This is a genomic window from Streptomyces sp. NPDC001380 (assembly GCF_042895785.1).
GTDB lineage: Bacteria > Actinomycetota > Actinomycetes > Streptomycetales > Streptomycetaceae > Peterkaempfera.
The window spans coordinates 15834-42818 of sequence record NZ_JBIAWP010000030.1 but is presented as its reverse complement, the minus strand read 5'-3'; the positions used below and the strand labels follow the sequence as shown (position 1 = coordinate 42818).

Annotated in this window: 25 protein-coding genes and 1 pseudogene; 16 read left to right on the top strand and 10 right to left on the bottom strand. The window is 74.4% G+C overall.

The genetic code is table 11. The annotated features are described in order from the left end of the window. Positions 1 to 87: 87 nt before the first annotated feature. Positions 88 to 741: a HemK2/MTQ2 family protein methyltransferase gene (locus ACFY07_RS26255; RefSeq protein WP_390872024.1), complete on the bottom strand. Its 654-nt coding sequence runs from the start codon at positions 739 to 741 to the stop codon at positions 88 to 90. 732 nt (positions 742 to 1473) lie between these two features. Between ACFY07_RS26255 and ACFY07_RS26250 the strand changes: the two genes are divergently transcribed. Next, the gene (locus ACFY07_RS26250) at positions 1474 to 2637 is read left to right on the top strand and encodes a teichoic acid biosynthesis protein C (protein ID WP_390872023.1); all 1164 of its coding nucleotides are present in this window, start codon (positions 1474 to 1476) and stop codon (positions 2635 to 2637) included. A gap of 83 nt (positions 2638 to 2720) precedes the next feature. Here ACFY07_RS26250 and ACFY07_RS26245 read toward each other — a convergent pair whose 3' ends face one another. Then, a complete protein-coding gene (locus tag ACFY07_RS26245) occupies positions 2721 to 3461 on the bottom strand; it encodes a hypothetical protein (RefSeq protein ID WP_390872022.1) in 741 nt (246 codons plus the stop codon). Between ACFY07_RS26245 and ACFY07_RS26240 the strand changes: the two are divergent. Together ACFY07_RS26240 and ACFY07_RS26235 are read left to right on the top strand one after the other, a co-directional pair. Continuing rightward, a pseudogene (locus ACFY07_RS26240) lies at positions 3343 to 4242 on the top strand (ATP-binding cassette domain-containing protein); the annotation flags it as partial. The gene ACFY07_RS26245 and the pseudogene ACFY07_RS26240 sit on opposite strands and share 119 nt — an antisense overlap. Before the next feature lie 409 nt (positions 4243 to 4651). Further along, entirely contained in the window at positions 4652 to 5746 is a 1095-nt protein-coding gene (locus ACFY07_RS26235) for a YbhN family protein (protein WP_390872021.1), read from the top strand. A 64-nt stretch (positions 5747 to 5810) separates the two neighbouring features. Here the strand turns inward: ACFY07_RS26235 and ACFY07_RS26230 are convergent, their stop codons facing one another. Genes ACFY07_RS26230 through ACFY07_RS26220 form a run of 3 tightly spaced genes read right to left on the bottom strand, consistent with a single transcriptional unit; the run spans position 5811 to position 7707 of the window. Next, complete coding sequence (locus ACFY07_RS26230; protein ID WP_390872020.1) at positions 5811 to 6128, bottom strand: ABC transporter permease; 318 nt, start codon at positions 6126 to 6128, stop codon at positions 5811 to 5813. Then, positions 6125 to 7102, bottom strand: a complete 978-nt coding sequence (locus ACFY07_RS26225) for an ABC transporter permease (RefSeq protein ID WP_390872019.1) — start codon at positions 7100 to 7102, stop codon at positions 6125 to 6127. Before ACFY07_RS26225 ends, ACFY07_RS26230 begins: the two co-directional genes overlap by 4 nt. Continuing rightward, positions 7099 to 7707 carry an ATP-binding cassette domain-containing protein gene (locus ACFY07_RS26220; protein ID WP_390872018.1) on the bottom strand — a complete coding sequence of 203 codons (609 nt, stop codon included), beginning with the start codon at positions 7705 to 7707 and terminating at the stop codon, positions 7099 to 7101. The genes ACFY07_RS26225 and ACFY07_RS26220 overlap by 4 nt, the downstream gene beginning before the upstream one ends. Before the next feature lie 412 nt (positions 7708 to 8119). On the opposite strand from ACFY07_RS26220, the gene ACFY07_RS26215 reads away from it, so the two are divergent. The 3 genes from ACFY07_RS26215 to ACFY07_RS26205 all read left to right on the top strand — a co-directional run bounded on the left by ACFY07_RS26215 (position 8120) and on the right by ACFY07_RS26205 (position 11335). Then, positions 8120 to 8764: a dihydrofolate reductase family protein gene (locus ACFY07_RS26215; protein WP_390872017.1), complete on the top strand. Its 645-nt coding sequence runs from the start codon at positions 8120 to 8122 to the stop codon at positions 8762 to 8764. Between the two features lie 290 nt (positions 8765 to 9054). Continuing rightward, positions 9055 to 9573: a hypothetical protein gene (locus ACFY07_RS26210; protein ID WP_390872016.1), complete on the top strand. Its 519-nt coding sequence runs from the start codon at positions 9055 to 9057 to the stop codon at positions 9571 to 9573. A gap of 601 nt (positions 9574 to 10174) precedes the next feature. Next, on the top strand, positions 10175 to 11335 hold the full coding sequence (locus ACFY07_RS26205; RefSeq protein WP_390872015.1) for a hypothetical protein: 1161 nt from the start codon (positions 10175 to 10177) through the stop codon (positions 11333 to 11335). 84 nt (positions 11336 to 11419) lie between these two features. Here the strand turns inward: ACFY07_RS26205 and ACFY07_RS26200 are convergent, their stop codons facing one another. The 3 genes from ACFY07_RS26200 to ACFY07_RS26190 all read right to left on the bottom strand — a co-directional run bounded on the left by ACFY07_RS26200 (position 11420) and on the right by ACFY07_RS26190 (position 13815). After that, on the bottom strand, positions 11420 to 11830 hold the full coding sequence (locus ACFY07_RS26200) for a DUF4259 domain-containing protein (protein WP_390872014.1): 411 nt from the start codon (positions 11828 to 11830) through the stop codon (positions 11420 to 11422). Positions 11831 to 11974: 144 nt separating this feature from the next. Then, a complete protein-coding gene (locus ACFY07_RS26195; protein WP_390872013.1) occupies positions 11975 to 12622 on the bottom strand; it encodes an isochorismatase family cysteine hydrolase in 648 nt (215 codons plus the stop codon). A 503-nt stretch (positions 12623 to 13125) separates the two neighbouring features. Beyond that, positions 13126 to 13815 (bottom strand): SMI1/KNR4 family protein, encoded by a 690-nt coding sequence (locus tag ACFY07_RS26190; protein WP_390872012.1) that lies wholly within the window; start codon positions 13813 to 13815, stop codon positions 13126 to 13128. A gap of 730 nt (positions 13816 to 14545) precedes the next feature. Here ACFY07_RS26190 and ACFY07_RS26185 point away from each other — a divergent pair. Then, positions 14546 to 16231, top strand: a complete 1686-nt coding sequence (locus ACFY07_RS26185) for a ribonuclease J (protein ID WP_390872011.1) — start codon at positions 14546 to 14548, stop codon at positions 16229 to 16231. 201 nt (positions 16232 to 16432) lie between these two features. On the opposite strand, the gene ACFY07_RS26180 is transcribed toward ACFY07_RS26185, so the two are convergent. Beyond that, positions 16433 to 17449, bottom strand: a complete 1017-nt coding sequence (locus ACFY07_RS26180; RefSeq protein ID WP_390872010.1) for an alcohol dehydrogenase catalytic domain-containing protein — start codon at positions 17447 to 17449, stop codon at positions 16433 to 16435. A gap of 306 nt (positions 17450 to 17755) precedes the next feature. On the opposite strand from ACFY07_RS26180, the gene ACFY07_RS26175 reads away from it, so the two are divergent. The 5 genes from ACFY07_RS26175 to ACFY07_RS26155 all read left to right on the top strand — a co-directional run bounded on the left by ACFY07_RS26175 (position 17756) and on the right by ACFY07_RS26155 (position 20821). Then, the gene (locus ACFY07_RS26175; protein ID WP_390872009.1) at positions 17756 to 18328 is read left to right on the top strand and encodes a TetR family transcriptional regulator C-terminal domain-containing protein; all 573 of its coding nucleotides are present in this window, start codon (positions 17756 to 17758) and stop codon (positions 18326 to 18328) included. A 72-nt stretch (positions 18329 to 18400) separates the two neighbouring features. Next, a complete protein-coding gene (locus tag ACFY07_RS26170; protein WP_390872008.1) occupies positions 18401 to 18943 on the top strand; it encodes a GNAT family N-acetyltransferase in 543 nt (180 codons plus the stop codon). 324 nt (positions 18944 to 19267) lie between these two features. Further along, positions 19268 to 19879, top strand: coding sequence for an NAD(P)H:quinone oxidoreductase (gene wrbA / locus ACFY07_RS26165; protein WP_390872037.1), 612 nt, complete (start codon positions 19268 to 19270; stop codon positions 19877 to 19879). 237 nt (positions 19880 to 20116) lie between these two features. Continuing rightward, entirely contained in the window at positions 20117 to 20410 is a 294-nt protein-coding gene (locus ACFY07_RS26160) for a muconolactone Delta-isomerase family protein (RefSeq protein WP_390872007.1), read from the top strand. Between the two features lie 39 nt (positions 20411 to 20449). Beyond that, positions 20450 to 20821 carry an SgcJ/EcaC family oxidoreductase gene (locus ACFY07_RS26155; protein ID WP_390872006.1) on the top strand — a complete coding sequence of 124 codons (372 nt, stop codon included), beginning with the start codon at positions 20450 to 20452 and terminating at the stop codon, positions 20819 to 20821. A 675-nt stretch (positions 20822 to 21496) separates the two neighbouring features. On the opposite strand, the gene ACFY07_RS26150 is transcribed toward ACFY07_RS26155, so the two are convergent. Next, entirely contained in the window at positions 21497 to 22159 is a 663-nt protein-coding gene (locus ACFY07_RS26150; RefSeq protein WP_390872005.1) for a DsbA family protein, read from the bottom strand. Between the two features lie 276 nt (positions 22160 to 22435). Between ACFY07_RS26150 and ACFY07_RS26145 the strand changes: the two genes are divergently transcribed. From ACFY07_RS26145 to ACFY07_RS26130, 4 genes are all read left to right on the top strand, one after another. Further along, positions 22436 to 23080 carry a DsbA family oxidoreductase gene (locus ACFY07_RS26145; protein WP_390872004.1) on the top strand — a complete coding sequence of 215 codons (645 nt, stop codon included), beginning with the start codon at positions 22436 to 22438 and terminating at the stop codon, positions 23078 to 23080. 532 nt (positions 23081 to 23612) lie between these two features. Next, entirely contained in the window at positions 23613 to 24056 is a 444-nt protein-coding gene (locus ACFY07_RS26140; RefSeq protein ID WP_390872036.1) for a VOC family protein, read from the top strand. 477 nt (positions 24057 to 24533) lie between these two features. Then, positions 24534 to 25595: an alpha/beta fold hydrolase gene (locus tag ACFY07_RS26135; RefSeq protein ID WP_390872003.1), complete on the top strand. Its 1062-nt coding sequence runs from the start codon at positions 24534 to 24536 to the stop codon at positions 25593 to 25595. Positions 25596 to 26226: 631 nt separating this feature from the next. Further along, positions 26227 to 26934 (top strand): SDR family NAD(P)-dependent oxidoreductase, encoded by a 708-nt coding sequence (locus ACFY07_RS26130; protein WP_390872002.1) that lies wholly within the window; start codon positions 26227 to 26229, stop codon positions 26932 to 26934. Positions 26935 to 26985: the final 51 nt, after the last annotated feature.

The window sequence follows — 26985 nt, the reverse complement described above, 5'->3', positions numbered from 1 at the left end:
GAGTCGCCCGGACCGCCCGGACCGCCCGTACCGCCCGACCCGCCCGGACCGTCCGGCCCGCCCCCGGCGGCCTCGACCCTCTCCGGCCTATCCGGTCCGGACACCGCGGACCACCACCAGCTCCTCGTGCCGCTCGCCGGGCGCCACCAGCCCCCGGCCCTCCAGCCAGGCCGCCCGTCCCGTCATCACCGGGCCGAAGGGCTCGGCCCGGCGGGCGGCCACCTCGACGGCGAGCCCGGCCCGCTCCAGGGCCCGGCACGTGGCGCCGACCCCGGACACCGCGGAGTGCACCAGCAGCAGGACGCCGCCCGGCGCCAGCACCGCGGGCGCCAGCCGGCAGATGCGGTCGAGCAGCGCCCGCCCGTCCGGTCCGGCGTCCCAGGCCCGTGCGCTCCCGCGGGCCGGGGGAGCGGTGCCCGTCGCGGGCACGTACGGCGGGTTGGACACCACCAGGTCGAACAGGCGGTGGCGCACCGGCCCCGTCAGGTCGCCGTGCCGCACCCGGATCCGGCGCCGCCGTACCGCGCCGTTCAGCCAGGCGGCCGCCAGCGCGCGGCGTGACACGTCGACGGCGGTCACCCGGGCCCCGTGGGCGGCGGCCGCGAGGGCGACCGCCCCCGTGCCCGTCCCCAGGTCCAGCACCTCGGTGCCCGCATGCGGCGCCTCACGCCGCACACAGGCCACGAGCAGCTCGGTGTCCGCCTGGGCCCGGTAGACACCCGGGGGCCGCAACAGCCACATGCCCCTCGCCTGCCCCGCCCCCCGGGCCCGACACCCTCCGCCCGTCCGGGACGGGGGCGCTGCCGCCGCCGTCGCGTTCCTGCGGGAACCTCGCCCGGCGGCACGTCGCCGCCGGTGGCCGCGGTCGCCCGCCGACGGGCGCGGGGCCCCGGCAGGGCCGCCCGGCCCCTCGTCGGCGCGGCGACCGCCCCGGGCCGAAACCGGTTGAACCCGCCACGCCGGCATCCCGTGCAGATCGACGGGCAGCACCCGACGCGGGTCGAGAACCACATCCACGGCGACGGCCCCGTCTCCATCGTCAACGTGTTCGACGGGAACGGCCATGTCCACGTGTCGAACCCGTGACATGCCGTCGGCCGGGTGGTCGGGTCTCCGGCCGGGTCCCCACACCTCCCTCGGCCCTGCAGGACGGCCCGGCCCGCCTCGACGCGCCGGACGGCGGAGCGGACCGCACGGACGAGGCTCCAGAGCACGGGCGTGGTGCCGGCGGCCGGGCCGACGCGGGTGTCCACCCCGGACATCGCCCCGCGCAGGTCGGTGGTGATCTCCCCGGTTGGGCCCCCGTGCCGAGCGGGCTGTGGTCGGCGACGCCGTCCGGCGGGATGCCCGCGATCCCCTCCTCGCCCGGCGCGGACCCCGCCCTCCACGATTGGTCATGTCCCCGTCCAGCTGGCACGATCACGTCGCCGGCCGGCGACCCTCCCGACGGCCCGCCGGCGAAGGAGGGAAAGCATGGACACCCACGCGACACCCGGTCCGCGCAGGGGACCGCGCCTCAGCCGGCGCTCGCTCCTCGGCTGGAGCGCGGCCGCCGCGGCGGCATCGGGCACCACCCTGCTCGGCACGGCCGCGGCGCACGCCGCCGGTGCGCCCGCCACCCCGGGGTCCGGACTGCTGCTCGACTCCCCGGTCGTGGACCTCGACGACGGCTCGGACCCGTTCATCCGCGAGAAGCCGCTGCACGACTCGACCGTCCTGCAGTCCTTCGGCTTCGACAACGTCAACGGCCGCATCTACCTGGCCCAGGTGATGGAGGGCGGCATCCAGCTCTCCGGCGAGCCGGCGCCGGTCAGCGGCACCGACCGCAGCATCCGCGGCGACCTGTGCATCACCCGGTGGGACCTGTCCGGCAACCAGCTGGGCTCCATGTACGCCCGTGGCCTCGGCCACGGCGTGAGCTTCGGCGTGGAGCCCTTCGGCTCGGGGGCCTACCTGTGGACCGAGGCCGACGCGGTTCCGACCTCGGACGGGAAGTCCAGCCGGGGCCGGCGCCTGGCCCGCTTCAGGTTCGTCGACGGCGCCGTGGTCGACAGCAGCTCCTCCGCGCTGGTCAAGCACACCCCCGTCCCCGGCAGCACGGCCAACACCGCCTCCGTCGACCCCGTGTACGGGCGCCTGGTCCACCGCTACGGCACCGACGGCGGCATGCGGTACGCCGTGCACGACCTGGACCTGGCCCGGCTGGGCATCTGGAACGCGCCCCTCGCCGACATCGCCGAGCCCGCCGTCACCGTCCCCGCCCAGTACGGCACGCCCGACTTCCAGGGCTACGCCGTCGCCGGCCGGTACCTGTACCTGATGCACGGCAACGCCTACGGCACCACCCAGCAGATCGACCTGGACGGCGACGGCACCGCGGAGACCGTCGTCGTCTCCCCCGACGGCGAGGGCAACACCTTCCTCACCTCCGTCGACCTGGGCACCGGCGCGATCCTCGAGACGCGGCCGACCAGGGCCGCCTACAGCCTCACCTACCGCGAGCCGGAGGGACTGGCCGTCCAGGTGCCCAGTGCGGCGGACCCCGCCACCTTCCGCCTGTGCATGGGCTTCGCCTCGGGCGACCCCGGGGCCCGGCAGGCGACCATCTACGTCAAGGACGCCCTCGTCCTGCCCTGACGGCGGGCGGGCCGTGATCCGCCCGTCCCCGGTGCGGCGACGTGCCCGTCGCGGACCGCCGGCCGCCCGTCCCGGGCAGGGCGTCAGGAGAGCCTTTCGGGGGGTGCCATGGCGAAGGTCGCCATCAGCCTGGACAGCGACCTCGCGATCGAGGTCGTGCTGCCGGCCGGCACCAGGAGCCCGCAGGACGCGGTCGAGCCGATCGTCCGGGACCACCTGGCGCCCGGGCACCGCACCGAGGCCCGCACCGGGGACGCCGCCGACCCGGAGCGCCTCGCCGTGCTGGCCGTGGTCCAGCTGACCATGGTGCACTTCACGTCGATGGTGTTCGGCGTCCTGGGGGAGCGGGCCGTCCTGGCCACCACGGCGCGCCTCGTGCGCGCCACGCAGGACGGCGCGACGCTGGACCGGCAGGAGGACCCCGGTTTCGCCGACGAGCTGTCCCTGCTCCAGCAGGGCGTCCTCCAGCTGAACAACGTGGTGCGCGGCCTGCTGGAGACGCTGGCGGTCACCGTCCGGCTGCTCGTGACCGTCGCCCTGCTGGGGAGGATCCAGCCGCTGCTCGTGCTCCTGCCGCTCGCGGCGCTCGCCCCCTGCGCCGCGGGACGCCACGCCGCGGAACTGGCCGAGCGCACCCGCAGGGCCGTCGAGCCGGAGCGCCGCCGCGCCCACGACCTGCTGGTGCTCGCCCAGCAGCCGGGTCCGATGATGGAGATCCGCCTGGCCGGGCTCAGCCCGGAACTGGCCCGCCGCCAGGAGGAGCTGATCGCCCCGGCCGCCGACCGGACCCGCCGCGCCGAGACCGCGGCGGCGCTGGTCCGCACCGCCGGACAGGCGGTCTTCGGGGTGGCCTACGGCCTGGCGCTGCTGCTGGTGGTGCGCGACGCGGTCGCCGGGCACGCCGGGGTCGGCGACGTGGTCCTCGCGATCGTGCCGGCCCAGCAGGTCGCCATGGGCGTCACCCAGATCCTCGGCCTCACCCTGGACATGCAGCGCGCCGGGCTGGTCGGCGCCCGGATGCGGCGGGTGCTGGCCGCCGCCGCGGAGGACGCGGACACGGCCTGCGGCACGGGCGCCGCCCCGCCCGCCCTGCGCGACGGCATACGGCTGGAGGGGGTCCGCTTCCGCTACCGGGGCGCCGGCAGGGACGTCGTCCGCGGCGTCGACCTGACGTTGCCCGCCGGCTCGGTGGTCGCCCTCGTGGGGGAGAACGGCGCGGGCAAGAGCACCCTGGTGAAACTGCTGTGCGGACTGTACCGGCCGAGCGCGGGCCGCATCCTCGTCGACGGCAGGGACCTGGCGGACCTGGACGTGCACGCGTGGCGGGAGGCCGTCTCCGCCGCCTTCCAGGACTTCGTCCGTTTCGAGTTCCCGGCGCAGCAGGTCGTCGGGGTCGGCGACCTGCCCCGTGCCGACGACGCGGACGCCGTCCGCCGGGCGCTGCGCGACGCCGGAGCCGACGGCGTCCTGTCCGGCCTGCCGGACGGCCTGGCGACCCGCATCGGCACCAGCTTCCCCGACGGCCGCGACCTGTCCGGCGGCCAGTGGCAGAAACTGGCCCTGGGCCGGGCGATGATGCGCCGGAGCACGCTGCTCCTGGTGCTCGACGAACCGGCCGCCGCCCTCGATGCGCAGTCGGAGCACCTGCTGTTCGAACGCCACCTGGCGAACGCACGCGAGGCGGCCCGCGCACGCGGCGCCGTGGCCCTGTTCGTCTCGCACCGGTTCTCCACGGTCAGCATGGCCGACCGGATCGTGGTGCTCGAGGACGGTGCCGTCGCCGAGCAGGGGACCCATGCCGACCTGATGGCGCTCGGCGGACGGTACGCGTCGCTCTTCGACCTGCAGGCGCGCGGCTACCGTCCCTGGCCGGACCTGGCCCGGGCCCCTCCGGCGGGGACCCCGGACCCGGCGCGCCCCGGGACGGGGGGACGGGCCGCCGGCGGGCCCCCTGCAGGGCGGCTCCGTCCGCGGATCATGCCGCCGGGCGGTGCGCCGCCGTACGGTGGCCCGCATGGAGGGCGAGGGCGAGGGCGAGGGCGAGGACGAGGGCGTCGGACGCGGCGAGGGCCTCGCCGCCGCACCCCTCGGGGCGCCCCGCCGGCTGTGGTGGATCGGCTCCGTCGCCCTGGTGGCGATCGCGGCGGTCGTCGCGGTGGACCGCCGGCAGGACCTGGCTGCCGCCTCCCACCTGATCGCCGCGGTCCGGCCGCCCCGGCTGGTCCTGGCCGCCGGGTTCGAGGCGGCGTCCCTCGCTGCTCTGGTCGCGCTGCAGCAGTGGCTGCTGCGGACGGGCGGGGCGCGGCTGCGCCTCCGGGTCGTCGGGACGGCCGTGCCGGCGGCCAACGCCGTCGCCGGCGCGGTGCCGGGCGGGGCGGCGGTCGCGACCGCGTGGGTGTTCGCGCAGTGGCGGCGCAGGGGTGTGGGGCAGGTGCTCGCGGGAGCAGTGCTCGCCGTCTCGGGCGCGCTGTCGGCGGTCGCGCTCCTCGTGCTGCTCGTGGCCGGTGCGCTGGCCGGCGGCTCCGCGGGGCCCGGCGCGCTGCGGCCGGTGGTCCTCGGGACCGCGGCGTTCCTCGCTGTGGCGGCGGGTGCCGCGGCCGGTGTCTCCCGTTTCAGGCCGGTGCGCCGCCTCTTCCGGCGCCTCCTGCGGCGGCTCGGGGCGCGTTCCCGGCGGCTGCGGGACGTCGAGGACGGCCTGCGCGCCCTGGTCCGGCACGTCCGTGCCGTGCGGCCGGGGCTGCGCCCGTGGTGGCTGCCCTTCACGTTCGCGCTGCTCAACTGGGTGTGCGACGCGGCCTGCCTCCTCGCCTGCGCCTGGGCGCTGGGCATCGCCGTCCCCTGGCGCGGGATCCTCGTGGTGTACGCGCTCACCCAGATGACGGGGAGCCTGCGGCTGACGCCGGGCGGCCTCGGCGTGGTGGAGGCCGGGCTGACGGCGCTGCTCGTGCTGTACGGGCTGCCCGCCGACCGGGCGATCGCCCTCACGCTGCTCTACCGCATCGTGGGCTACTGGGCGCTGCAGCCCCTCGGCTGGGCGTGCTGGCTCGGCCTGACCCTCGGTGCGCGACGCGCGGACCGCCGTGCCGCGGCCGGCGGGCGCACCGGGTGACGGACCCGGGCCCGTCGCCCACGCCCTCCGGCCCCGGGGACGGCGGCGGCCGGGACGGCGGCGCCTACTCGGTCCGGGAGAGGCCCCGGTGCGCGAGGACGAGGAACACCAGCGCGAAGACGGCCACGACGGCCAGTTCCCACCAGATCGGCAGGGTGCGGCCGAGGACCGTGACGTTGGTCGGGAAGCGGGCCCGGGCGGCGGCGGACACGTCCTGCGCCGAGAAGACCACCTGCCGGAGCGGGGCGGCCGCGTAGGTCAGCGGGTTGAGCCGGGTGACCACCGCCAGCCAGGTGGGGAGCCCGTTGAGCGGGAAGAGCGCCCCCGACAGGAACAGCATGGGCATGAGCAGCATCTGCATGACGACCTGGAAGGGCTTCATCCGCTGGATGCGGCTGGCGACGGAAGACCCCGAACGTGGTCATGGCCACGGCCATCAGCAGTTCGATCCCGATCACCTCCACGACGAGCAGGGGTGTGAGGCGGATGCCGGCCAGGGGGGGCGAGCACCAGCATGATCGTCCCCTGGGCGGCGGCCACCGTCGCCCCGCCGGCCGTCCTGCCCAGCACGAGGGACGCCCGGCTGACCGGGGCGACCAGCATCTCGCGCAGGAAGCCGAACTCGCGGTCCCAGACGATCGACATGGCCGAGAACATGGCGGTCATGACCACGCTCATGGCGACCACCCCGGGATGCACGAACTGGCGGAAGGTGAACCCGCCGGCCGCCCCCACCAGCCCGCTCATGCCGTAGCCGAGGACGAACAGGAAGAGGACGGGCTGCGCGAATCCGCTCACGATCCGCGTCCGGGTCCGGGTGTACCGGATCAGCTCCCGCTCCCACACCATCGCGACGACCCGGAGCTCGCCGGGAACCGACGTGCCGGTGCCCGCGGCCGCGACGGCGGGAGTACGCGTGGAGACGCCGGTCATCCCTCCTCCCCAGCGTCTCCGGGCGCCGTGCGCCCGGGCGAACATGGGGACGGCCTCGCCCTGCTGCTCCCGGATCTCGCGGCCGGTGAAGTGGAGGAACACGTCGTCCAGGGTGGGGCGGCGGGCCCGGACGGTCCGCACCGGCACCTCCGCGGCGGACACGATGGGGCCGACGGCGGACTCCTCGTCGTCGACGAAGACGGTGATGCCGCCCTCGGTGTGCACGGCCGTGCAGCCGACCCGTTTCAACGAGGCCAGCGCCGCCTCGTCGTCGTCGGTCCCCAGGGTGACGGTGTCCGCCCCGACGGAGGCCATCGGGGCGCTCGGGGTGCCGAGGGCGATGATCGAGCCGTGGTCGATGATCGCGATGCGGTCGGCGTACTCGGCCTCGTCCATGCAGTGGGTGGTCAGGAAGATCGTCACGCCTTCCTCCTCCCGCAGACGCAGCACGTCGTCCCACATGAGGGCACGGGTCTGGGGGGGTCCAGGCCGAGGGCGGGCTCGTCGAGGACGAGGATCCTGGGGGTGTGGAGCATGCCGCGGCCGACCTCCAGGCGCCGGGCCATGCCGCCCGAGTACGTCGACACCAGGTGCCTGCGGCGGTCCGACAGCGCGACGAGATCGAGGACCCGGGCGATGCGCGGCTCGGCCCGGTCGTGCGGGACGCCGTAGAGCACGGCGTGGAAGCGCAGGTTCTCCTCGGCCGTGAGCTGGTCGTCGAGCGTCTGCTCCTGGAAGGCGAGCCCGATGCGGCGGCGGACCTCCCGGGCCGCCGAGAGCACGTCGTAGCCGGCCGCCGCGGCCCGCCCCGACGTCGGCCGGGCCAGGGTGCAGAGCATCTTGATGGTCGTCGACTTGCCGGCGCCGTTGGGGCCGAGGAGGGCGAAGACCTCGCCCTGGGCGACCGAGAAGTCGACACCGGCGACGGCGGCGACCTCCCCGTACCGCTTGGCCGGCCCGTGGACGTCCACCGCCGGCCCGGAACCGTCCCGGACCGGCCGCTGCGCGACGTCGGCATCTGCACTCACGACGGGCCCCTGTCGGCGGACCGCGGTGCCCGCCCGGACACGGTCCGCATCCGCGGCCCATCGTGCGAGCCTGCCCTCCGGGCGCCCCGGCGGCCATGGCCGCTCGTCCTCCCGGCGACGGCCGTCCGGCCCTCCGCAGGGCAGGCGGGGCCGGCGGCGGGAAGCGGCCCGGACCGGTCCCCGCCGCGCGAGCCGTTGCGGGGGCTGTTCCGGCGTGCGGCGCCGGAGGCGCCGCACCGGCCGCACGGCGGCGGGGCCGACGGGAGGGCCGTCGTCCCCCGCGGTGTCCGTGTGCGGGACGGCGGCGGGCATGCCGGGGTCCGCGTCCGGGACACCCCGGGGAGGGACGCAGCGATGAGTTCTCCCGGCCCGGAGAGTCCCACCCCTGTTGCCGACACCACGGGAGGAACCCATGGCCCAGCTCCTGAGAGTCCAGAACTTCACCGTCTCGAGCGACGGGATCGGCGCGGGTGAGGAGCAGAGCCTCGAGCGTCCGTTCGGCCACGCCGATCCCGCGAGGCTGTTCGCCTGGGCCGGGGCCACGGCCGGCTGGCCCATGCGCACCGACCCCGGGGGCAGCAGGGGCCTCGACGACTACTTCACCCGGGACTTCGCGCACGGCATCGGCGCCGAGATCATGGGCCGCAACAAGTTCGGGCCCCAGCGCGGGCCCTGGCGCGACCACGAGTGGCGCGGCTGGTGGGGTGACGAGCCCCCGTTCCGCACCCCGGTGTTCGTCATGACCCACCACCGGCGTCCGTCGTTCACGCTCTCCGACACCACGTTCCACTTCGTCGACGGCGCCCCGGCCACGGTCCTCGGGCAGGCGCGGGAGGCGGCGCAGGGCAGGGACGTCCGGCTCGGCGGCGGGGTCACCACCCTCCGGCAGTTCCTCGACGCCGACCTCGTCGACACCCTGCACGTGGTGGTCACGCAGGTGAAGCTCGGGACCGGGCTGCGGCTCTGGGAGTCGCCCGACGAGCTGCTCGACCGGTTCCACCTCGAGGTCGTGCCCAGCCCGAGCGGCGTGACGCACCACCTCTTCTGGCGCAGGTGACACGAGGGGCCCCGCCGGTACGCCGTCGGCCGGCCCGCGAGGCCGGCCGTGAGGTCGGACGACAGGGCCTGGGGGAGGGGGAGGGGGCCGCGGTGCGCGCGGCCCCCGTTCCGGCGGTGGACCGGCCGGCGAGGCCGCGGACGAACGCCGCCCGCCCCGGTCCCGGCCCCGGCTCCCAACCCCCGGCCCCGCGCCGCCGCCCGCACGGACCTCACGCGGCGGCGGCGCTGACCGGCACCGATCCGGCCGCGACCGCGCGGCTCCTCGCCGCACCGCGCCCGGCGGCGGTGGTGGCCGCGCTCACCGCCTGCACCCACGAGGTCCTGGAGGTGCTCGGCATCGACTTCGGCCCGGCGCACGCCGAGGTGATGATGACCGCGGACGGGCCAGCGCTCGTCGAGATCGGCGCCCGGATGAACGGGGCCATGCACCCTGCGTTCGACGCCGGGTGCTGCGGTGCCGACCAGGCGCGGACCGGCGCACTGGCGTGGCTGCGCCCCGAGGAGTTCCTCGCGGACTTCGCGGGCCGCACCTATCGCCGGCTCCGGGCGGCGTACGTGTACCACGTCGCGACGGACCTCTCGAGGGTCGTGGCGGCCGTCGACACGGCGGTGCTCGCGGAGATCGAGGACGTCCCCCCGGCGCGGGCGGTCACGGTGAAGCCCGGCCCGGGCGACCGGATCCGCCCCACCGTCGACCTCCCGTCCAGTCCGCTGACCGTCCACATGGCCCACGCCGACGCGCCGGCCGTGGCGCGCGACCACGTGCGGGTCGAGGCCCTGGCCCGGAACATGTTCCGGCTCGCGTAGTGGGCGCAGGAGGAGAAGAAGGGGGCGGGTGCGGAGCCGTCGCGCCCGCCCCCTGAGGACGTGCCCGACGCCCTGCTGGCCCGGGCAGCGTCGCTGACGGGACCGCAGGGACCGGCCGCCTCCCTGCCGAGGCACCCCGCCCGGACCGCGGCAGCGATGCGTTCCCCCGCTGGGCTTCTCACTTCTCAACGATTCGCGGTCCGCTCGACATGCAGGGCGCGTCAGCAGGCTGCTCGTGCATGTGCTTTTGGCATATGCCAAATAGAGGAGAGGGCGGCACGGGGCCCGGGCCGTCGAGGTTCATTCCTGAGCGCACCTCCAAGAGTTCGTGATCTCCCTGTGATGTGAGTTCACATCAGAATGGGCCGGCTGCTGGAAATCCCGTTCTCTTCGTGTACATTTCTTCGGCCCGCTCCTCCGCCTGCGCGCAGCTCCGCCGCGCGGCACGGCCAGGTCCGGCAGGCCATCGCGCCCCTGCGGACCGCAGGAGGGCCCGGTGGGCGGCCGCGCGGGCCCCACCCGGCACGGCCCCCTGCGGCGTGCGCGGGCACGTCCGGGCGCGCGGCGTCCGGACCCGGCAGACAGTGAGGAAAAGCCACAAGTGAACATCTCCACCCCGCGGCGGCCCGCACACCGGCTCGCAGCGGTCCTGGCGGCGGCGCTCGTCCTGATCGCCTCCGCCCTGGCCTGGGCACGCCCCGCCCACGCCGCACCCGCGCTGCCCGGGGGGAAGGCCAACTGGGTGGTGTCCGTCGGGTCGCTGAACCCGTCGGCCCGAAGCGGCTACCGCAACTGGGTCCGGCTGGGCTACTACACCTTCGCGGCCGACGGCACGGCCAGCGCGAGCCACTGGCGGTGGAACCAGCAGGACCAGCCCACCCGGGTCGCCGCCCTGACCGCCGACTGCGGCGGCGCCGTGCCGACCTGCTCCGTGCGCACCCTGCCCGGCTTCGCCGGCAACCCCACCGGCTCCCTGAAGGGCACCTACACCTCCACCGCCGACGGCAGGCTCGCGGTCACCTGGAACCGCACCGGCACCGGCGCCGCCACCGGCCCCTTCCACGAGTACTGGACCGTCCAGAGCGGCCTGGCCTCCGGCGGCGTCGCCCGCATCACCAGCCCCGGCTTCTACGGCGCCTACGGCGCCGGCGTGACCGTCCCCGCCGCCGGCGCCTTCACCGACTACGGCGCCACCTTCGGCGTCGGCTACGGCAGCAACGCCTCCCTGGGCCGCGAGAGCCGGGCCACCATGGCGGCCCTGCTCAAGGACCCGCGCTACGACGCCCAGCCCTACAAGGGCGCCTACGTCGTCGCCAAGGCCTCCTCCTCCGACCCCGCCACCCGCACCGGCATCGTGGCCCGTGAGGGCGCCGGCGGCTCCTGGACCACGGCCGACCCCGCCAACCCCTGGCGCCTGTGCAGCAGCGGCCTGTGCGCCGGATGGGTCCAGCCCGGCACCAGCTGCGGCGGCACCGACAAGGCGAGGGTGCGCTACCTCGCCGAGATCGGCGGCGGACGGCGCACCACCGAGGAGTACTGGTGCCGCTCCCTGGCCCAGGGCAAGCCCTGCTACGTCCACAACTCCCACCCCCGCCCGATGCTCCAGGTCGTCGACGACGCCGGCGTCTTCCGCGGCTGGGTCGGCGTGGAGGGCTTCACCCACGTGAGGACCACCACCGGCCTGCCCGACGGCAGCTGGATCGAGGGCTACTGGGGCGTCTTCGACATGGTCTCCGCCACCCTGCAGCCGAAACTCCCGTGACACCTCCCACCCGTCGGAGGCGCCCGCCTGTCCCGCGTCCACCGCAACTTCCCGATCGCGACGGCCATGTCCACGGGAACGGCATCAGATGATGTGTGCGCCAAGGGCGTCATCCCCGGCGCGGGTCGCGCGCATGCGGCCAACGAGGGCAGGTGCAGCGGCGACCGCATGGTCGTGTCCACGGATGTGTTTCCTGCTGAGAAGGCTCTGCCCGGGGCCGTGAAGGGGTGGCGCGAGATCTGCGCCTTCGGCCACTGCCGCACGGGAGAGGCCGTGGCCCAGGAGATCAGGGCCATCGGCCTCGGCCTGCCCGATTCGGCGTGCACCGCGGCTGGCGGCGGCGCGGATGCGGTTGATGCTCCGCCGCCGCTTCGGGCCCTGGGATGTCTCGTCCCACAGCTCGGCGAGCTCGGACGCCTCGGCGACCACCCGGTCGAGCGCCTCCACGGCAAGCGGCCGAAGATCGGCGGCGAAGCCGGGGGCTCCCGCCCCCACCGGCGGCGGCCCCGAGCCTCGCGGCTGAGCACTCCTCGTGCCGCGCCCCCGCGCAGCAGGGGACGTGCAGGATCCGCGGGCGGGCTGTTCGGACCGGCCGGCCCGGCGTCCGGCCGTCCATGCCTGGTTGCCGGGGGTCCGGCATCACGGGGAGCCCTCGTCGGCCTCGCTGTCCACGATGTCGACGAACTCGTCCGTGGTGAGGATGGCATGGGCGTACAAGGGTGCGTTGAGCTCGAACGTCGCCGTCATCTCCGCCCAGCTGAAGGAGCCGATGGCGTCGCGGATGAGGGTCACGTGGTAGCCCAGCTCCTGACCGAAGCGTGCGGTGGTGTCCACGCAGGTGTTGGCGCGCATGCCGATCAGCACGATCTTCCGGATCCGGTGCTGCTTGAGCATGAGGTCGAGGTCGGTGTTCGCGAAACCGCTCGACGCCCAGTGCTGGCGTACGACGAGTTCGTCCTCGCGAGGGTGGAGGTCGGGGTGCCACTCGGCTCCCCAGCTGCCCTCGGCGAAGGTCTGCTGGGCCATGATGCGCTGCTGGGTCGGGGACAGGTGGCTCCACGTGACGTAGTCGTCCGGCTTCGTCCGGTGGTGGGGCACGACGAGGACGCGGAAGCCCCGACGGCGGGCCGTGGCGAGCATGGTGCGCATGTGGTCGAGCAGGCCGACGCCTTCCGCCACCTCCTTGCCCCGGGGCCAGAGCTTGCCGCCTTCGGAAAGGAAGTCGTTGTACGGGTCGACGATCAGAAGAGCGGTTTCGTCCGGGGAGTACGGCGCTTCAGAAGTCATGAGCAGTTCCCGTCCGGCCGGTGAACGGATCGATCGCTGCGGGGATGCGCGGCGGAGTGGCCGACGTGGGCGGAACCCGGCCCCTCTGGTGCGGTCCGCCGGCTCGGTCCTCAGTCTGTCACCTGTCCGTCCGCCCGGCATGCGCGCCGGTGGTGCGAGGAATGCCCAGGACCCGTGGATCCGCCCGAGGGGCGCACCTTCCCGGGTGAGTGCCCGATGGTCCGCCGAGCAGGTTCGAGCGCGGTCGACCGGTCGACCGGTCGACCGGTCGGCCGGTCGGGCGCCGCGAGCCCGTCGTGGCCCGGAGGCCACGGACCGCGAGTCCGCCGTACCCCGCCCCGGAGTGTCGCCCGCTGCCCGCCTGACCACCCAGCAGCACTGCCGCGGCCTTCCCCGTCGAAGGCGTGTGTCCGGAGCGGGTCAAGGCGCAGCCCGGACGCCCGAAGCAGTCTGCCGCGAACGTCGCGACGGAAGGGACGGCCCCGGTGCGGAAGCACGTGCGTTCAGGAGCCGGCGGACGACTGCCGGACGGCCTGCTCGGCCTTGTCCAGCCAGCCGGTGAACCAACGGGCGAAGGTGATGGGCTTGCCCTCCGTGTCGAGGAGGGGTGCAAGGTCCGCGTCGTCGGCTCGGGGGTCGGACCACATGGTGCCGCGGTGGGGGCCGCTGAGGACGAGCCATTCACGCTGGGCACAGCCGTGGTGGCAGACCACGACGGCGCCGGCAGTGCGTTCGGGGGCGAACATGACGGCTTCCCACCGTTCGTCCCACGCCTCGAAGGCGGTGTCGAACTCCTCGATCTCCTCGAAGTCCTCCTCCTCGGGACGCTCGGCCAGCAGTCGGTCGAGGACCTCGGGGTCCGGGCCCCTGCCGGGGAACGGTTCGGCGAGCCTGGACAGGTCGGCCAGGCCGGCGCCGTCTCCCTCCCAGCGCCAGCGGCCCTGAACGCGCCGCACCGGGAAGAGGCCGTAGGACGGTCCCGCGCCCCCCGCGGCGACTCGCGCGAGGAAGGCCCGGTACTCCGAAGGAAGTCGCACGCCTATTTGGGCTTCCAACTCCGCTAGCTCGTCCTCGCCAAGAGGGTCCTCGAGCGTCCAGCGGTGCCCGAGGGCCCCGAACACCTCCTGGCTCGCCGGGAGCGCGCTCAGCTCCACGATGCGCTTCCGCACCCCGGACCAATCCTGATCAACCATGCAGCGACCCTATGCGCCGCCTCCGACACATCCACCGGGACGGTCTTCGCATCCTGGGAGGAGCCGCACCCACCAAGGTCTTGATCTTCCCCCGCGTCAGGCCGGAGAGGGCACCGTTCGGCGGCCCGGCGGTCGCCGGAGCACCGGCCGGGCGGCCCCACCGGGCTGCCCGGTGCGGTCCGAGAACCTTCCGGGCCGTGACGCCCGACCGGCGGACGCCCCGCGTTGACGACCACCCGCGGGACATGCAGCAGCCGGTGCCCGCCGGTCCCGGGGCCCGCTCCCTGAAGGGAACCGCATCATCCTCGTGCCCGGGCCGTCCGGAGCCACCTCCGGGACGCCTCCGCAGTCGCCGCCCCCGACGCCGTCACCACCGCGTACGCGGTGCGCGGCAGGACCGCCGAGAGCGTCGTCCCCGACCAATCCGGCGCGACCGTGCACGGCGATCTCAGCGGTGCACTCGCCGGCGCCCACCGACCACCCCGCACCCCGCACCCCGCGACACGGGCGGGCCGCCCCGGACGCCCCGACGCCTTCCGGAGCGGTCCGCGCCCGCGCCCCCGGTTCCCCCTGCCCGCGCGCCGTGCCGGGCACGCGCAGCCGGTGGCGGGGCGTCGTGCGCAGCCGCCTCCGCCCGTGTCCGGGACGGCTTCCGCCGGGTCCCGGCCCCGAAGGGGCGCAGGCCCCGTCGTGTGGATCTTCTCGAAAATTCTCCGGTAACGTGAGGGCCATGAGTCACCCACACCCGGAACTGGGGCCGCCGCCGCCGCTCCCCGACGGCGCACTGCGGGTCGTCCCCCTGGGCGGACTGGGGGAGATCGGCCGCAACATGACCGTCTTCGAGCACGCCGGACGGCTGCTCGTGATCGACTGCGGCGTGCTCTTCCCCGAGGAGAACCAGCCCGGTGTGGACGTGATCCTCCCGGACTTCACCTCGATCCGTCACCGCCTGGACGACATCGAGGCCATCGTCCTCACCCACGGCCACGAGGACCACATCGGCGGTGTGCCCTACCTGCTGCGCGAGCGCAGCGACATCCCCGTCGTCGGGTCGCGGCTGACGCTGGCCTTCCTGGAGGCCAAGCTCAAGGAGCACCGCATCACCCCGAAGTCGGTGCGGGTCAAGGAGGGCGACCGCCGCAGCTTCGGACCGTTCGAGTGCGAGTTCGTCGCGGTCAACCACTCCATCCCCGACGGCCTGGCCGTCGCCCTGCGCACCCGCGCCGGGCTGGTCCTCCACACCGGGGACTTCAAGATGGACCAGTTCCCGCTCGACGAGCGCATCACCGACCTGCGGGCCTTCGCCAGGCTCGGCGAGGAGGGGGTCGACCTCTTCCTGGCCGATTCCACCAACGCCGAGGTGCCCGGGTTCACCATCTCCGAGCGCGACCTCAACCCGGCCATCGAGCAGGTCTTCCGCACCGCGCCCCGGCGGGTGATCGTCTCCAGCTTCGCCAGCCATGTGCACCGCATCCAGCAGGTGCTCGACGCCGCCCACGCCCACGGCCGCAAGGTCGCCTTCGTCGGCCGCTCCATGGTGCGCAACATGGGCATCGCCCGCGACCTGGGCTACCTCAACGTGCCGCCCGGCCTGCTGGTGCAGCCCCGGGAGCTCGACGGCATGCCCGGCGACAAGGTCTGCCTGGTCTGCACCGGCTCCCAGGGCGAGCCGATGGCCGCCCTGTCCCGGATGGCCAACCGGGAGCACGAGATCCGCATCGGCAAGGGCGACACCGTCCTGCTCGCCAGCTCCCTGATCCCCGGCAACGAGAGTGCGATCTACCGGGTGATCAACGGCCTCGCCCGCTGGGGTGCCAACGTCGTCCACAAGGGCAACGCCAAGGTGCACGTCTCCGGCCACGCCAGCGCCGGCGAGCTCGCCTACTGCTACAACATCATCAAGCCTGCGAACGCCATGCCCGTGCACGGCGAGTGGCGCCACCTGCAGGCCAACGCCGAGATCGCGATGCGCACCGGGGTCGCTCCCGACCGCACCCTCGTCGTCGAGGACGGCGTCGTCGTCGACCTGGTCGACGGGCGGGCCAGGATCACGGGCAAGGTCCCGGCCGGCTACGTGTACGTCGACGGCATGACGGTCGGCGGCGCCACCGAGGGCTCCCTGAAGGACCGGCGCACCCTCGCCGAGGAGGGCGTCGTCACCGTCGTCGCCATCGTCGACGCCGACACCGGCGAGCTCGCCGAGCCGCCGGACTTCCTCGCCCGCGGCTTCGTCCACGACGGCACCACCTTCGAGCCGGTGATCCCCGTCATCGAGAAGGCGCTGGCCAAGGCCGCCCAGGAGGGCATCGGCGAGGTGCACCAGCTGGAGCAGCTCATCACCCGCGCCGTCGGCGCCTGGGCCTGGCGCACCCACCGCCGCAAGCCCATGATCATCCCGGTGATCATCGACGCCTGACCGGTCCAGCCGGCCCGGGTTCCCGCCGGGACCTCCGCCCGCGGGCGAGAACGGGCCGGCTGCCCCGTCCCGGGGCGCCGAGGCCGGGCGCGAGGGGGAAGTGCCGAGCGGGCGGTCGTGGCCCGTGTGCCGTGCAGGCGGGGTCGTCGGAGTCCGCCTGCACGGCACCGCGGGGCACTGCCCTGTCCGGCGGCCGGTGTCTCAGGCCGCCGCGTCGAGCACGACGCGGAAACGGGCCTTGCCCGAGAGCATCCGCTCGTACCCCTCCATGGCCCGCTCGAAGGGCAGGACCTCCACGCTGGGGCGAATGCCGTGGGCGAGGCTGAAGGCGAGGTTGTCCTCGTTCTCGACGGAGGAGCCGGTCAGGCTGCCGACGACGGAGTGGGTGCCGAAGATCAGGTCGGGGGTCGAGACCGTCAGCGGGTCGGGCGCGGCACCGACCACGATCAGCCGGCCGTTCGGGGCCAGCCCTCGGACCAGCGGACTCATGGAGGCGCCGCTGGACGCGGTGGCGACGATGACCGAGGCGCCGCCCAGGTCGCGCAGTGCGGCCCCGGGGTCGGCGGCGGTGCTGTCGATGTACTCGTGCGCGCCCAGCTCGCGGGCGAGCGCCTCCTTCTCCCGGCCCCGTGCCACAGCCGCGACCCGGTAGCCGAGGCTGCGTGCGTACTGCAGGGCCAGGTGGCCGAGTCCGCCGATGCCCTGCACGGCGACCAGGGACCCCGCCCGTGCGTGACCCTGCTGCAGCGCGGCGAAGGTGGTCAGCCCGGCGCACAGGAGCGGAGCGGCGTCGAGCGCCGAGATGCCCTCGGGAACGCGTACCAGTCCGCTGGCCCGGGCGTAAGCCACCTCCGCGTACCCGCCGTCGGTCGTCGTTCCCGTCTGGGCCTGGTCCAGGCAGTTGACGAAGTCGCCCCGGCGGCAGGGCTCGCACTCCCCGCAGTGCCCGTTGAGGAAGCCGACGCCGACGCGGTCACCGGGCTGCCAGGCGGTGACGCCGGCTCCGACGGCGTCGACGACGCCGACGATCTCGTGCCCCGGGACGACGGGCTGCGAGGGGTCGGGCCGCAGGCCCTCCACGGCCAGCACGTCGGTGTGGCAGACACCGCAGGCCTGGACCCGCAGCCGGACGTGCCCCGGTGCGGGGTCGACCAGCTCACGCTCGACCAGCCGCAGGGTGTGGACTCCGGTGGCCTCGAAGGCTCGATAGGTGGACATGCTCTCGCTCCTGGGTGTTGTGGCGAAGCCCGCGTGCGGCGGGGAGCAGGCCTTGAGGGCTGCTCCGGCCGTGGGCCGCCCGCCCGTACCCGCGGACTCGGCCGCGGACGGAGGCGGGGCGCCGGATTGAATATGACCGGTCTACTTAAACCTGGTCCGGCTCACTTCGTCAATAGGCCGAGCCGTCACCGGTGCGGCCCCTGCGGGGGAGTGTGGGCATCGGAGTGCCGAACCGCCCCTCCTGGAGGCTGCGCAGGTTGACGCGCAGCGAGGCGACCGGCCATATTGAATCGGAGGTGATCCAGGATGGGACGTGCGTCCAAGCGTGAGGACATCGCAGAGGCCGCCCTGCAGCAGTTCCGCGAGCGCGGCTTCAACGCCACCGGCATCAACGACATCACCCAAGCGGCCGGCGTGCCCAAGGGCTCGTTCTACAACCACTTCTCCAGCAAGGAGGAGAGTGCCCTGGAGGCGCTGGGCCGGTATGCCGGCACCCTGCGCTTCGACATGCTCGCCGAGCCGGGGCGCCCCCCGCTGGAGCGGCTCCGGGCGCACTTCGAGCACCTCGGCAGGGAATCCCTCGGCAGCCGGTTCGTCCGCGGCTGCCTCGTCGGGAACCTGGGCGCGGAGATGGCGGACCACAGCGAGGAGATCCGCTCCGCCGTCCGGCTCGGTTTCGACCATTGGGCCTCGCACATCCGGCGGGTGCTCGTCGAGGCCCAGGAGGCAGGCGACCTCGATGGCGCTCTCGACACGGCGGCTGCCGCGCAGTTCATCCTGAGCGCCTGGGAGGGGACGCTGATCGCGACCCGTGCCGAGAAGTCCGGGGCGCCGGTGGAGGCGTTCTTCCGCATCGTCTTCGACGTCGTCCTGCGCTAGGCCGCCCGCCGCGTGTGTCGGAACCGCCCGACGGGGGTGACGGGGAGTCATTTGCTGATCCAGAATCACCGGATGATCGCGCTCGAGACCTCCCGTCTGGTCCTGCGCCGCTGGCGCGAGGAGGACGTCGCGCCCATGGCCGCCGTCCATGCCGACCCCGAGGTCATGCGGTGGATCCGTGACGGCGGCGTCCGTGACGAACGGCAGACGCGCGACGGGATCCGGGCGTGGGAGAGCGAGTGGGAGTCGCAGGGCTTCGGCCTCTTCGCCGTGGAGATCCGGTCCACCGGCGAGCTGGCCGGGTTCACCGGCCTCTCGGTGCCCCGCTTCCTGCCGGAGGTGCTGCCGGCGGTCGAGGTCGGCTGGCGGCTGGGACGTTCCCACTGGGGGCGTGGCCTGGCCACCGAGGCCGCTGCGGCCGCTGTGCGGTTCGGGTTCGAGGAGCGAGGGCTGGAGCGGATCGTCAGCATCGCCCAAGTGGGCAACCACGCCTCCGAGCGGGTCATGGCCAAGCTGGGGATGCGTCCGGTCCGTGAGACCGTCAATCCCACCTGCGGTCGGCGCGTGCGGGTGTTCGAGCTGTCGTCGGACCGGTACGCCGCCACCGCTCGCTGACGGCGGCGCCGAGGACGGTGGCCCCGGGGCGGGCCGCGAGCGCGTCGTGTACCCGGTGGCCGCGGCTTGACGTCCCCCGAGGCGGGTCGATGCCGCACTGGACCGCGCGCCGGTCCTTGCCTCCCTCCGGGCCGGGCTGCGGCCGCCGCCGACCCCTGAGGTGTCCGCCGATGAACCGGCCGCCCGTTCGCGGGCGGCGAGGGTCGGAAAGGGGCGCTTGACGGAAGTAGACCGGTCGTCTAGTTTGGGTGGCCGGTCGACCGGCGCGCCCGGACGGCCGATCGGATCCTTCGACGATCACACCTCATGAAGCGGAGCCTCGTGATGACCACCCCCGTCAAGCTCGCCATCGTCTACTACTCGTCCACCGGCACCATCGCGGAGATCGCCAAGGAGCTCCACGACGCCGGCGTCAAGGCCGGTGCCGAGGTCCGTCTGCTCAAGGTCGCCGAGCTCGCCCCCCAGGCCGCCGTCGACTCCAACCCCGCCTGGGCCGCCAACCAGGCGGCCACCGCCGGCATCCCCGAGGCCGCGCCGCAGGACATCGAGTGGGCCGACGCCGTCATCTTCGGCACCCCCACCCGCTTCGGCAACGTCTCCTCGCAGCTCAAGCAGTTCATCGACACGCTCGGCGGACTCTGGGCCGAGGGCAAGCTCACCGACAAGGCCTACAGCGGCTTCGTCTCCACCGCCACCGCTCACGCCGGCCACGAGTCCACCCTCCTGGCCCTGTACAACTCCGTCCACCACTTCGGCGGCATCATCGTCTCGCCGGGCTTCACCGCCCCCGCGAAGTTCGTCGACGGCAACCCCTACGGCACCTCCCACGCCGACGGCCAGGGCACCAACCCCGTCGACGAGGTCACCCGCACCGCCGCCCGCATCCAGGCCGAGCGCGTCGTCAGGATCGCCACCACGCTCAAGGCGGCCGCCTGACCGCACCACCCGCCGGACCCGCGGCCGCCCGCCCCTGGCCGTGACGGGCGGCCGTACCCGGCGTGGCACTTCCGCAGGAGCTGCCGTGCTTCTCCCCGGAGGGCGGCCGGCCGGCGGTACTCCCGCCGCGCACCGGCGGGCGTCCCCGGCCGCGCGAGGGGGCGCTTCCCCCGCCCCCGCGGCCAGGGACGGCGCTGCCACGCAGCACGCGGACAGAACCGAGAGAGGACCAAGACGATGAAGGAATTCCTGGTCGTGCTCACCACGACCGTCCCCGAGGGAACCGACCCGGAGGAGGTCGCGCGGCGCCGCGCCGCCGAAGCCGTCCGCGCCGGGGAACTGGCCGCCGCCGGCCTCCTGGGCCGGCTGTGGCGGCCGGTCGGCGAGCTGCGCAGCATCGGCCTGTGGCGCGCCGGCGACGAGGCCGACCTGCGCGAGAACGTCCTCGGCACCCTGCCCCTGTGGCCGTGGATGACCGCCGAGATCACCGCGCTGCAGCCGCACCCCAACGACCCGGGCACCACCGGCTGACCCACCCCTTTCATGCCGTACGCAGCCAGGAGGCAACCGATGAACGGCACAGCAGCACAGGAAGCCGTCGTGCGAGGCGTCATGGACCGGTGGAAGGCCGCGGTCGACGCGCACCAGCCGGAGCAGGTCGCCTCGATCTTCACCGAGGACGCCGTCTTCCAGGGACTCCACCCCTACAGCGTCGGCCGCCAGGGGGTCGCCGACTACTACGACTCCCAGCCGATCGGGCTGACGGCCGACTACCGGGTGCTGGAGACGCGCGGGCTCGCGCAGGACGTCCTGCTCGGCTACCTGGGTGTCGACTTCTCCTTCACCGACAGGCCGGCCGTCCAGGCCACCCTCAGCGTCGTGCTGAGGCGTCTCGGCGACCAGTGGCACATCGCCCACTACCAGGTGTCCAAGCTGGGCTGACGGGTTCCGCGAACGGGCCGCGGCCGAAGGCGGTCCTGCCCGGCGGCGGTGGCACGGAAGCGCGGCGCGCGGCCCGGGCGCGCGGCACCGGTGCGCTCGGGGGAGGCCGGGATCCGGAAGGGCCCGACATGCGGTCCGCCCCGCATGCCCGACGGCCGTTCCACGGCGCGGACGGTGCTTCCCCGCACGGGCCGGGCATGGCCGGCGTCTCCCCGCACGGGGGCGAAGGCGCCGTCGAGGGGGCGCGGGCCTCGGGCACCACGTCGGCCGCGGCCGTCCGCACAGTCCGGACGGCCGCGGCCGACGTCTGCGTGGGCCGTCCGTGTCCAGCGGGCTCCCCGCCCGTGGGCGGGCGCCGGATGGACCTCGTCCCCGCCTCAACCACCTTGAAGACGAGACATGTTGACGCCGCGTCGGCGGAGCGCGGGGACGATGGGACGCGCCCCTGCGGCACCTGCGGCGCCCCCGTGTCCACGCCGCCTCCGGCCGCCGGGGCGCCGCCTGCGGCCGGCGCCGCGCCGCCCGCCTGATGCGGGCCGCCCCGCCCGGCGGGCCGGCATCACGGGCGCAGGCACCGCACCACCGTCCCGGACCCGCGCGCCACCTCCCGTGCGGACCCGCACGCGCGGGCCTGCCGCCGAGGGCTCGCGCCTCGGCGGCAGACCCGGTGTGCGGCTACGGCAGGTTGCCGAAGTCGGGGCCGACCGTGCGGGTGCGCTTCAGCTCGTAGAAGCCGGGGGTCGAGGCGATGGCGACAACGCTGTCCCACAGCCGCACCGCGTCCTCGCCCTTGGGCGTGGGGGTGACGACGGGGCCGAAGAAGGCGATCTGCCCGCCGTCCGGGCCCGGGAGGGCGATGACCGGGGTGCCGACGTCCTGGCCGACCTTGTCGATGCCCTCCTGGTGGGAGGCGCGCAGCTGGGCCTCGAACGCGAACTGCTCCTGGTCGGCGTACTCGATCAGCTCCGCGGGCAGGCCCGCCTCCTCCAGCGCGGCGGCGATGACCTCGCGGGTCGGGCCCTCGTCCCGGTTGTGGATGCGGGTGCCGAGTGCGGTGTAGAGGCCGCCGAGGACGTCGGCGCCGTGCTTCTGCCAGGCGGCGGTCGCCACCTGGACCGGGGCCCAGGCCCTGCCCATGAGCTCCTGGTACCTCTCGGGCAGCTGGTCCAGGCGTGACTCGTTGAGCACCGCCAGGCTCATGATGTGCCAGCGGACCTCGACGTCCCGCACTTTCTGTACTTCCAGCACCCATCGGGATGCCATCCAGGCCCATGGGCACACCGGGTCGAACCAGAAGTCGACGGGTGTGGTGGCGGCCGGATCCGTGGTCTGCGACATGGGCTTCCTCGTCAATCGGGCTGCGGTGCCGTCCTCTACCGATCATCCCCCGCGGCCGGCTGTTCCTCGCGGCCGGGCGCATGACCGGTGCAGGCGGTGCGGCACCTGGCGGGTGGACGCCCGGACGCTCGGCAACTAGTGTTGTCGACCGGTCGTCTATTGAGCGGTCGACTCACTCTGCCCGGTCCCGCCCGTCCGTGCGGATGGCGGGCCGGACGTCCCGTCGCCGTGCTGCGGGTCTCGCCCCGCACGGCTCTCACGCAGGGAGATACCGATATGCAGGTCGAGATCTGGACCGACATCGCCTGTCCGTGGTGCTACGTCGGACGAGCGCGCTTCGGCCGAGGGCTCGCCGCCTTCGCGCACCGCGACCGGGTGGAGGTGGTCCACCGGTCCTACGAACTCAACCCGCAGGCCGAGAACGGCAATGTGCCGATCATCGACGCGGTCGCGGCCCAGTACGGGCGCACCCGCGAGCAGCAGGTCGCCAGGGAGGAGCAGGCCGCCTCCATGGCGGCGTCGGTGGGGCTGGACTTCCGCGTCGGAGGGCGCGTTCTCGGCAACACCTTCGACGTCCACCGCCTGAGCCACTTCGCCGGGACCCGCGGCGTCCAGGACCGGCTGCTGAATCTCGCCTTCCGCGCGAACTTCGCGGAGGAGCGCTCGATCTACGACCGGCAGACCCTGCTGGACGTGGCCGTCGAGGCCGGGCTGGACGCCGACGAGGCGCGGCAGGTGATCGACGATCCGGAAGCCTGGGCCGCACAGGTGCGGGCCGACGAGCGCCGCGCCGCGGAACTGGGGGCGGGCGGCGTCCCCTTCTTCGTGCTGAACCGGCGCTACGGGGTCAGCGGCGTCCAACCGGTGGAGGCGTTCACCCGGGCACTCGAGCAGGCCTGGAGCGAGTGGGCGGCGGCCTGACGCCGCCGGCCGGCATGCCCGGGCGGCGCGGTGCACGGGCGTGCCGTCGCTGCAGCTCGACGCGGACGGGTTCCGCATGCTCGACCGCCGCAGTTCCATCGCGCCGCCCCACCCGGCCCTGCCCCGCCCCGCCCCGGCCGGGCCCGCGCCCGCCGGCCGGGGTGCCGGCCGGCCTGCGCCCTGCCGGGATCCGACGATGTGCGCGACGGTCACGGCCGTCGACCGGCGCTTCCCCCCGGTGCGGCCCCGCGCCCTCCGGAGTCGTGCGCACGGCGGCATCGAAGCGGTGGTCGGCGCGCGGCGCGGCCGCGTGCGGACCGTCGAACCGCGTACGCGCCTCGTGGGGGACGTCCGCGGCATCGACGTGCCCACGGCCGTGCGGCAGCGAGCCGTCCGCCGGAGCCGTCCGGCGGTGAGCCAATGTCATCACCGCCTTGACAGGTGACGAATGGGGCTGCCAGCATTTCGTCACCACTTCAGCAGGTGACGCACTGGTGGTGCGGAGCCTCCGTCCGTGAAAGCGAGAGCGCAGATGGACCTGAAACTCGAAGTCGTGGTGCTGCCCGTCTCCGACGTCGACCGCGCGAAGGCCTTCTACGAGGCCCTGGGATTCCGCCTGGACGTGGACCACGTCGCCGACGACACCTACCGGGTCGTGCACCTGACGCCCCCCGGATCCTCGTGCTCCGTCCTCTTCGGCACCGGAGTCACCACGGCCGCACCGGGCTCCGTGCAGGGCCTGCACCTCGTCGTCACCGACATCAAGGCCGCCCGCGCCGACCTCGTCGCCCGAGGCGTCGGCGTGGGCGAGATCTTTCACGACGCCGGCGGCGTCTTCCACCGCGGCACCCGGGAAGGCCGGGTGGGCGGCCCCCATCCCGAGCGCGCCAGCTACGGCTCCTTCGCCGCCTTCAGCGACCCCGACGGCAACGGATGGGTCCTCCAGGAGGTCACCACGCGCCTCCCCGGCCGCTGATGACGAGCGGTCCGAAGGGGCGGCCGAGGGGGCGCGGGCCCGGCGGGGCCGCCCCCGGGGAGGGATTCGCCGGCGGCGCCCGGTGGGGCGCGGGCCGCGACCCCGGCCGCACGGCCGTGCCGCAGGCCGCTCCCGCCCCCGAAGCCGCCTCCGTCCACCCGGCCGTGCGCGAGGCGCGACGGGGTCCGGGCGGGGTCCTCGCGGGAGGCGGGACGCTTCGGCCCCACCCGCCGCCCGCCGCTCCAAGGGTTCCGTGAGGCGAAGGCATCCGCTCCGGTCGGCAGCGGACGAGCGCACGTGCGCTCCGAGGTGCCGGTCCGCCGAACGCGGGCGATAATAGTCACCTGCTTGACTGGTGACGCATGATGGGGGACGGTCGCCCGCACCCGCACCCGCACCCGCGCCGCGACGGCCGCGGCAGTCGCGTGGCGCGCTCTCCTACGACATCCACCCCGGCCTTCACCACGGAGGTTTCTCATGATCAACAGGCGTACGTTCAACAAGGCCGCCGGCCTGGGCGCGGCCGCGCTCGCGTTCACCGGCATCGAGGGCATCCCGGGCGCCTCCGCCGCCCCGCGCCCGGCCGGCCGCACCCCCGCGCCGACCGTTCCCGCGGTGGCCCCCGGCACGCACACGTCCTTCGCCAGGCTGAAGCACGTCAAGGCGGGCCTGCTGGACGTCGGGTACGCGGAGGCGGGGCCCGCCCACGGCCCCGTCGTCCTCTGCCTGCACGGCTGGCCCTACGACATCCACAGCTACGTCGACGTCGCCCCCCTCCTCGCCGCCCAGGGCTACCGCGTCATCGTTCCCTACCTGCGCGGTCACGGAACGACGCGCTTCCTCTCCCCCCGGACGTTCCGCAACGCCCAGCAGTCGGCGGTGGCCCTCGACATCATCGCCCTGATGGACGCCCTCAGGATCGACAAGGCCCTTCTCGCCGGTTTCGACTGGGGTTCGCGCACCGCCGACATCATCGCGGCCCTGTGGCCCGAGCGCGTCAAGGCGCTGGTGTCGGTGGGCGGTTACATCATCACCAACGTCGAGGCGCAGAGGAAGCCGCAGCCTCCCGGGGCGGAGCACACCTGGTGGTACCAGTGGTACTTCGCCACCGAGCGGGGCCGCCTCGCCATGCAGGACAGGAAGGACCGGCACGACCTGTGCCGCTTCGTCTGGAGCACCGTGTCGCCGACGTGGCACTTCGACGACGCCACGTTCGAGCGCACGGCCGCCGCCTTCGACAACCCCGACTACGCGGCCATCGTGATCCACAACTACCGCTGGCGGATCGGCGCCGCCGACGGCGAGCGCCGCTACGACCGCTACGAGAGCCGCCTCGCCACCCGCCCCGTCATCGAGGTGCCCACCATCACCCTCGACGCCGAGCGCGACCCGTTCACCCCTCCCGGCAACGGGGCCGCCTACCGCGACCGCTTCACCGGCAGGTACGAGCACCGGACGCTGTCCGGCATCGGCCACAACCTGCCGCAGGAGGCGCCCACCGCCTTCGCCCAGGCCGTCGTCGACGTCGACCGCTTCTGAGGCGCCCCGGACGGACCGCGGGGCGTCCGCCGCCGAAGCCGTGAACCCGGGGACGGGGCACGGCGGGCCTGAGGGGGATGCGCCGGGTCCTCGGACGGGCGAGGGCCCGCCCGCCGGCAGGGTGGGAGTGTGCAGCGCCGGCCGCCCTCGCGGGCGGCGGCGGGCACCGTGGCCCGCTCGACGAGTGCGTGCGGCAGGTCGCGTGCGACAGGGCGGACGGCGGGCGAGGCCCCCGGGCCGGCGGCGTGGGACGTGGGACGTCTCGGCCGCCGGCCCGGGGGCCTCGCCGGTCGAGGCCTGCAGGGGCCGCCCGACCGGTGGCCGTCCTGACGGGGCCTGCGGGTGTCGGCCCGGAGCGGGGCGAGGAAGCCCTCCGGCGCGCACGCGTCAGGGGCCGGCGGCGCGGCGGACGGCGCTCCGCGCCGAGGCGCCGCCACCCGTGCCGTCGGTCCGGGGGTGCGGCATGCGGGTGATCGGGTGCCCGCCCGGTCCGCCGCCGGGGGAGGGTGCGCCGGTTCCCGGAGGAGAGCGGACGCCGGGCCGCGGGATAAAGTAGTAGACCGGTTGACTAGTAGCCGATCGGCTAGTAGCTTCTTTTCCCAGAGCCTGTCCCCTCGCTACGGAGATCACCATGAACTCTCAGAAGGTCGCAGTCGTCACCGGCGCCTCGCAGGGCCTGGGTGCCGCCATCGTCGACGCCTACCGCAAGGCCGGCCGCGCGGTCGTCGCCACCTCGCGCAGCATCGCCCCCTCCGGCGACGCCGGCATCCTCACCGTCCAGGGCGACATCGCCGACCCCGCCACCGCCGAGCGTGTCATCGCCGCCGCCCTGGAGCGGTTCGGCCGCGTCGACACCCTGGTCAACAACGCCGGGATCTTCGTCGCCAAGCCCTTCGTCGAGTACACCCTCGACGACTACGCGGCCGTCGTCGGCGTGAACCTCAACGGATTCTTCCGCATCACCCAGCTGGCCATCGAGCAGATGCTCACCCAGGGCGGCGGGCACGTCGTCAACATCACCACCAGCCTCGTCGACAACGCCGACGCCCGGGTCCCGTCCGTGATGGCCTCGTTGACCAAGGGCGGCCTGCAGTCCGCCACCAAGTCCCTCGCCATCGAGTACGCCACCCGCGGCATCCGCGTCAACGCCGTCTCGCCGGGCACCATCAAGACGCCCATGCACCCGGAGGACACCCACGAGACCCTCGCCGGCCTGCACCCGGTCGATCGGCTGGGCGAGGCGAGCGACGTCGCGGACGCGGTGATCTACCTCGAGAACGCCCCGTTCGTCACCGGCGAGATCCTCCACGTCGACGGAGGCATGAGCGCGGGCCACTGAAAGGCGCGACCGCTGCCGTGGCCGCTGCCGCGGCCACGGGCGGCCGGTCCT

Coding starts and splice junctions, on each gene's coding strand:
- wrbA (WP_390872037.1), top strand. CDS start 19,268: ATGACCACCCCCGTCAAGCTCGCCATCGTCTACTACTCGTCCACCGGC.
- ACFY07_RS26140 (WP_390872036.1), top strand. CDS start 23,613: ATGGACCTGAAACTCGAAGTCGTGGTGCTGCCCGTCTCCGACGTCGAC.
- ACFY07_RS26145 (WP_390872004.1), top strand. CDS start 22,436: ATGCAGGTCGAGATCTGGACCGACATCGCCTGTCCGTGGTGCTACGTC.
- ACFY07_RS26230 (WP_390872020.1), bottom strand. CDS start 6,128: ATGAAGCCCTTCCAGGTCGTCATGCAGATGCTGCTCATGCCCATGCTG.
- ACFY07_RS26135 (WP_390872003.1), top strand. CDS start 24,534: ATGATCAACAGGCGTACGTTCAACAAGGCCGCCGGCCTGGGCGCGGCC.
- ACFY07_RS26250 (WP_390872023.1), top strand. CDS start 1,474: ATGGACACCCACGCGACACCCGGTCCGCGCAGGGGACCGCGCCTCAGC.
- ACFY07_RS26215 (WP_390872017.1), top strand. CDS start 8,120: ATGGCCCAGCTCCTGAGAGTCCAGAACTTCACCGTCTCGAGCGACGGG.
- ACFY07_RS26180 (WP_390872010.1), bottom strand. CDS start 17,449: ATGTCCACCTATCGAGCCTTCGAGGCCACCGGAGTCCACACCCTGCGG.
- ACFY07_RS26175 (WP_390872009.1), top strand. CDS start 17,756: ATGGGACGTGCGTCCAAGCGTGAGGACATCGCAGAGGCCGCCCTGCAG.
- ACFY07_RS26130 (WP_390872002.1), top strand. CDS start 26,227: ATGAACTCTCAGAAGGTCGCAGTCGTCACCGGCGCCTCGCAGGGCCTG.
- ACFY07_RS26195 (WP_390872013.1), bottom strand. CDS start 12,622: ATGACTTCTGAAGCGCCGTACTCCCCGGACGAAACCGCTCTTCTGATC.
- ACFY07_RS26185 (WP_390872011.1), top strand. CDS start 14,546: ATGAGTCACCCACACCCGGAACTGGGGCCGCCGCCGCCGCTCCCCGAC.
- ACFY07_RS26170 (WP_390872008.1), top strand. CDS start 18,401: ATGATCGCGCTCGAGACCTCCCGTCTGGTCCTGCGCCGCTGGCGCGAG.
- ACFY07_RS26190 (WP_390872012.1), bottom strand. CDS start 13,815: ATGGTTGATCAGGATTGGTCCGGGGTGCGGAAGCGCATCGTGGAGCTG.
- ACFY07_RS26235 (WP_390872021.1), top strand. CDS start 4,652: ATGGAGGGCGAGGGCGAGGGCGAGGGCGAGGACGAGGGCGTCGGACGC.
- ACFY07_RS26150 (WP_390872005.1), bottom strand. CDS start 22,159: ATGTCGCAGACCACGGATCCGGCCGCCACCACACCCGTCGACTTCTGG.
- ACFY07_RS26255 (WP_390872024.1), bottom strand. CDS start 741: ATGTGGCTGTTGCGGCCCCCGGGTGTCTACCGGGCCCAGGCGGACACC.
- ACFY07_RS26160 (WP_390872007.1), top strand. CDS start 20,117: ATGAAGGAATTCCTGGTCGTGCTCACCACGACCGTCCCCGAGGGAACC.
- ACFY07_RS26155 (WP_390872006.1), top strand. CDS start 20,450: ATGAACGGCACAGCAGCACAGGAAGCCGTCGTGCGAGGCGTCATGGAC.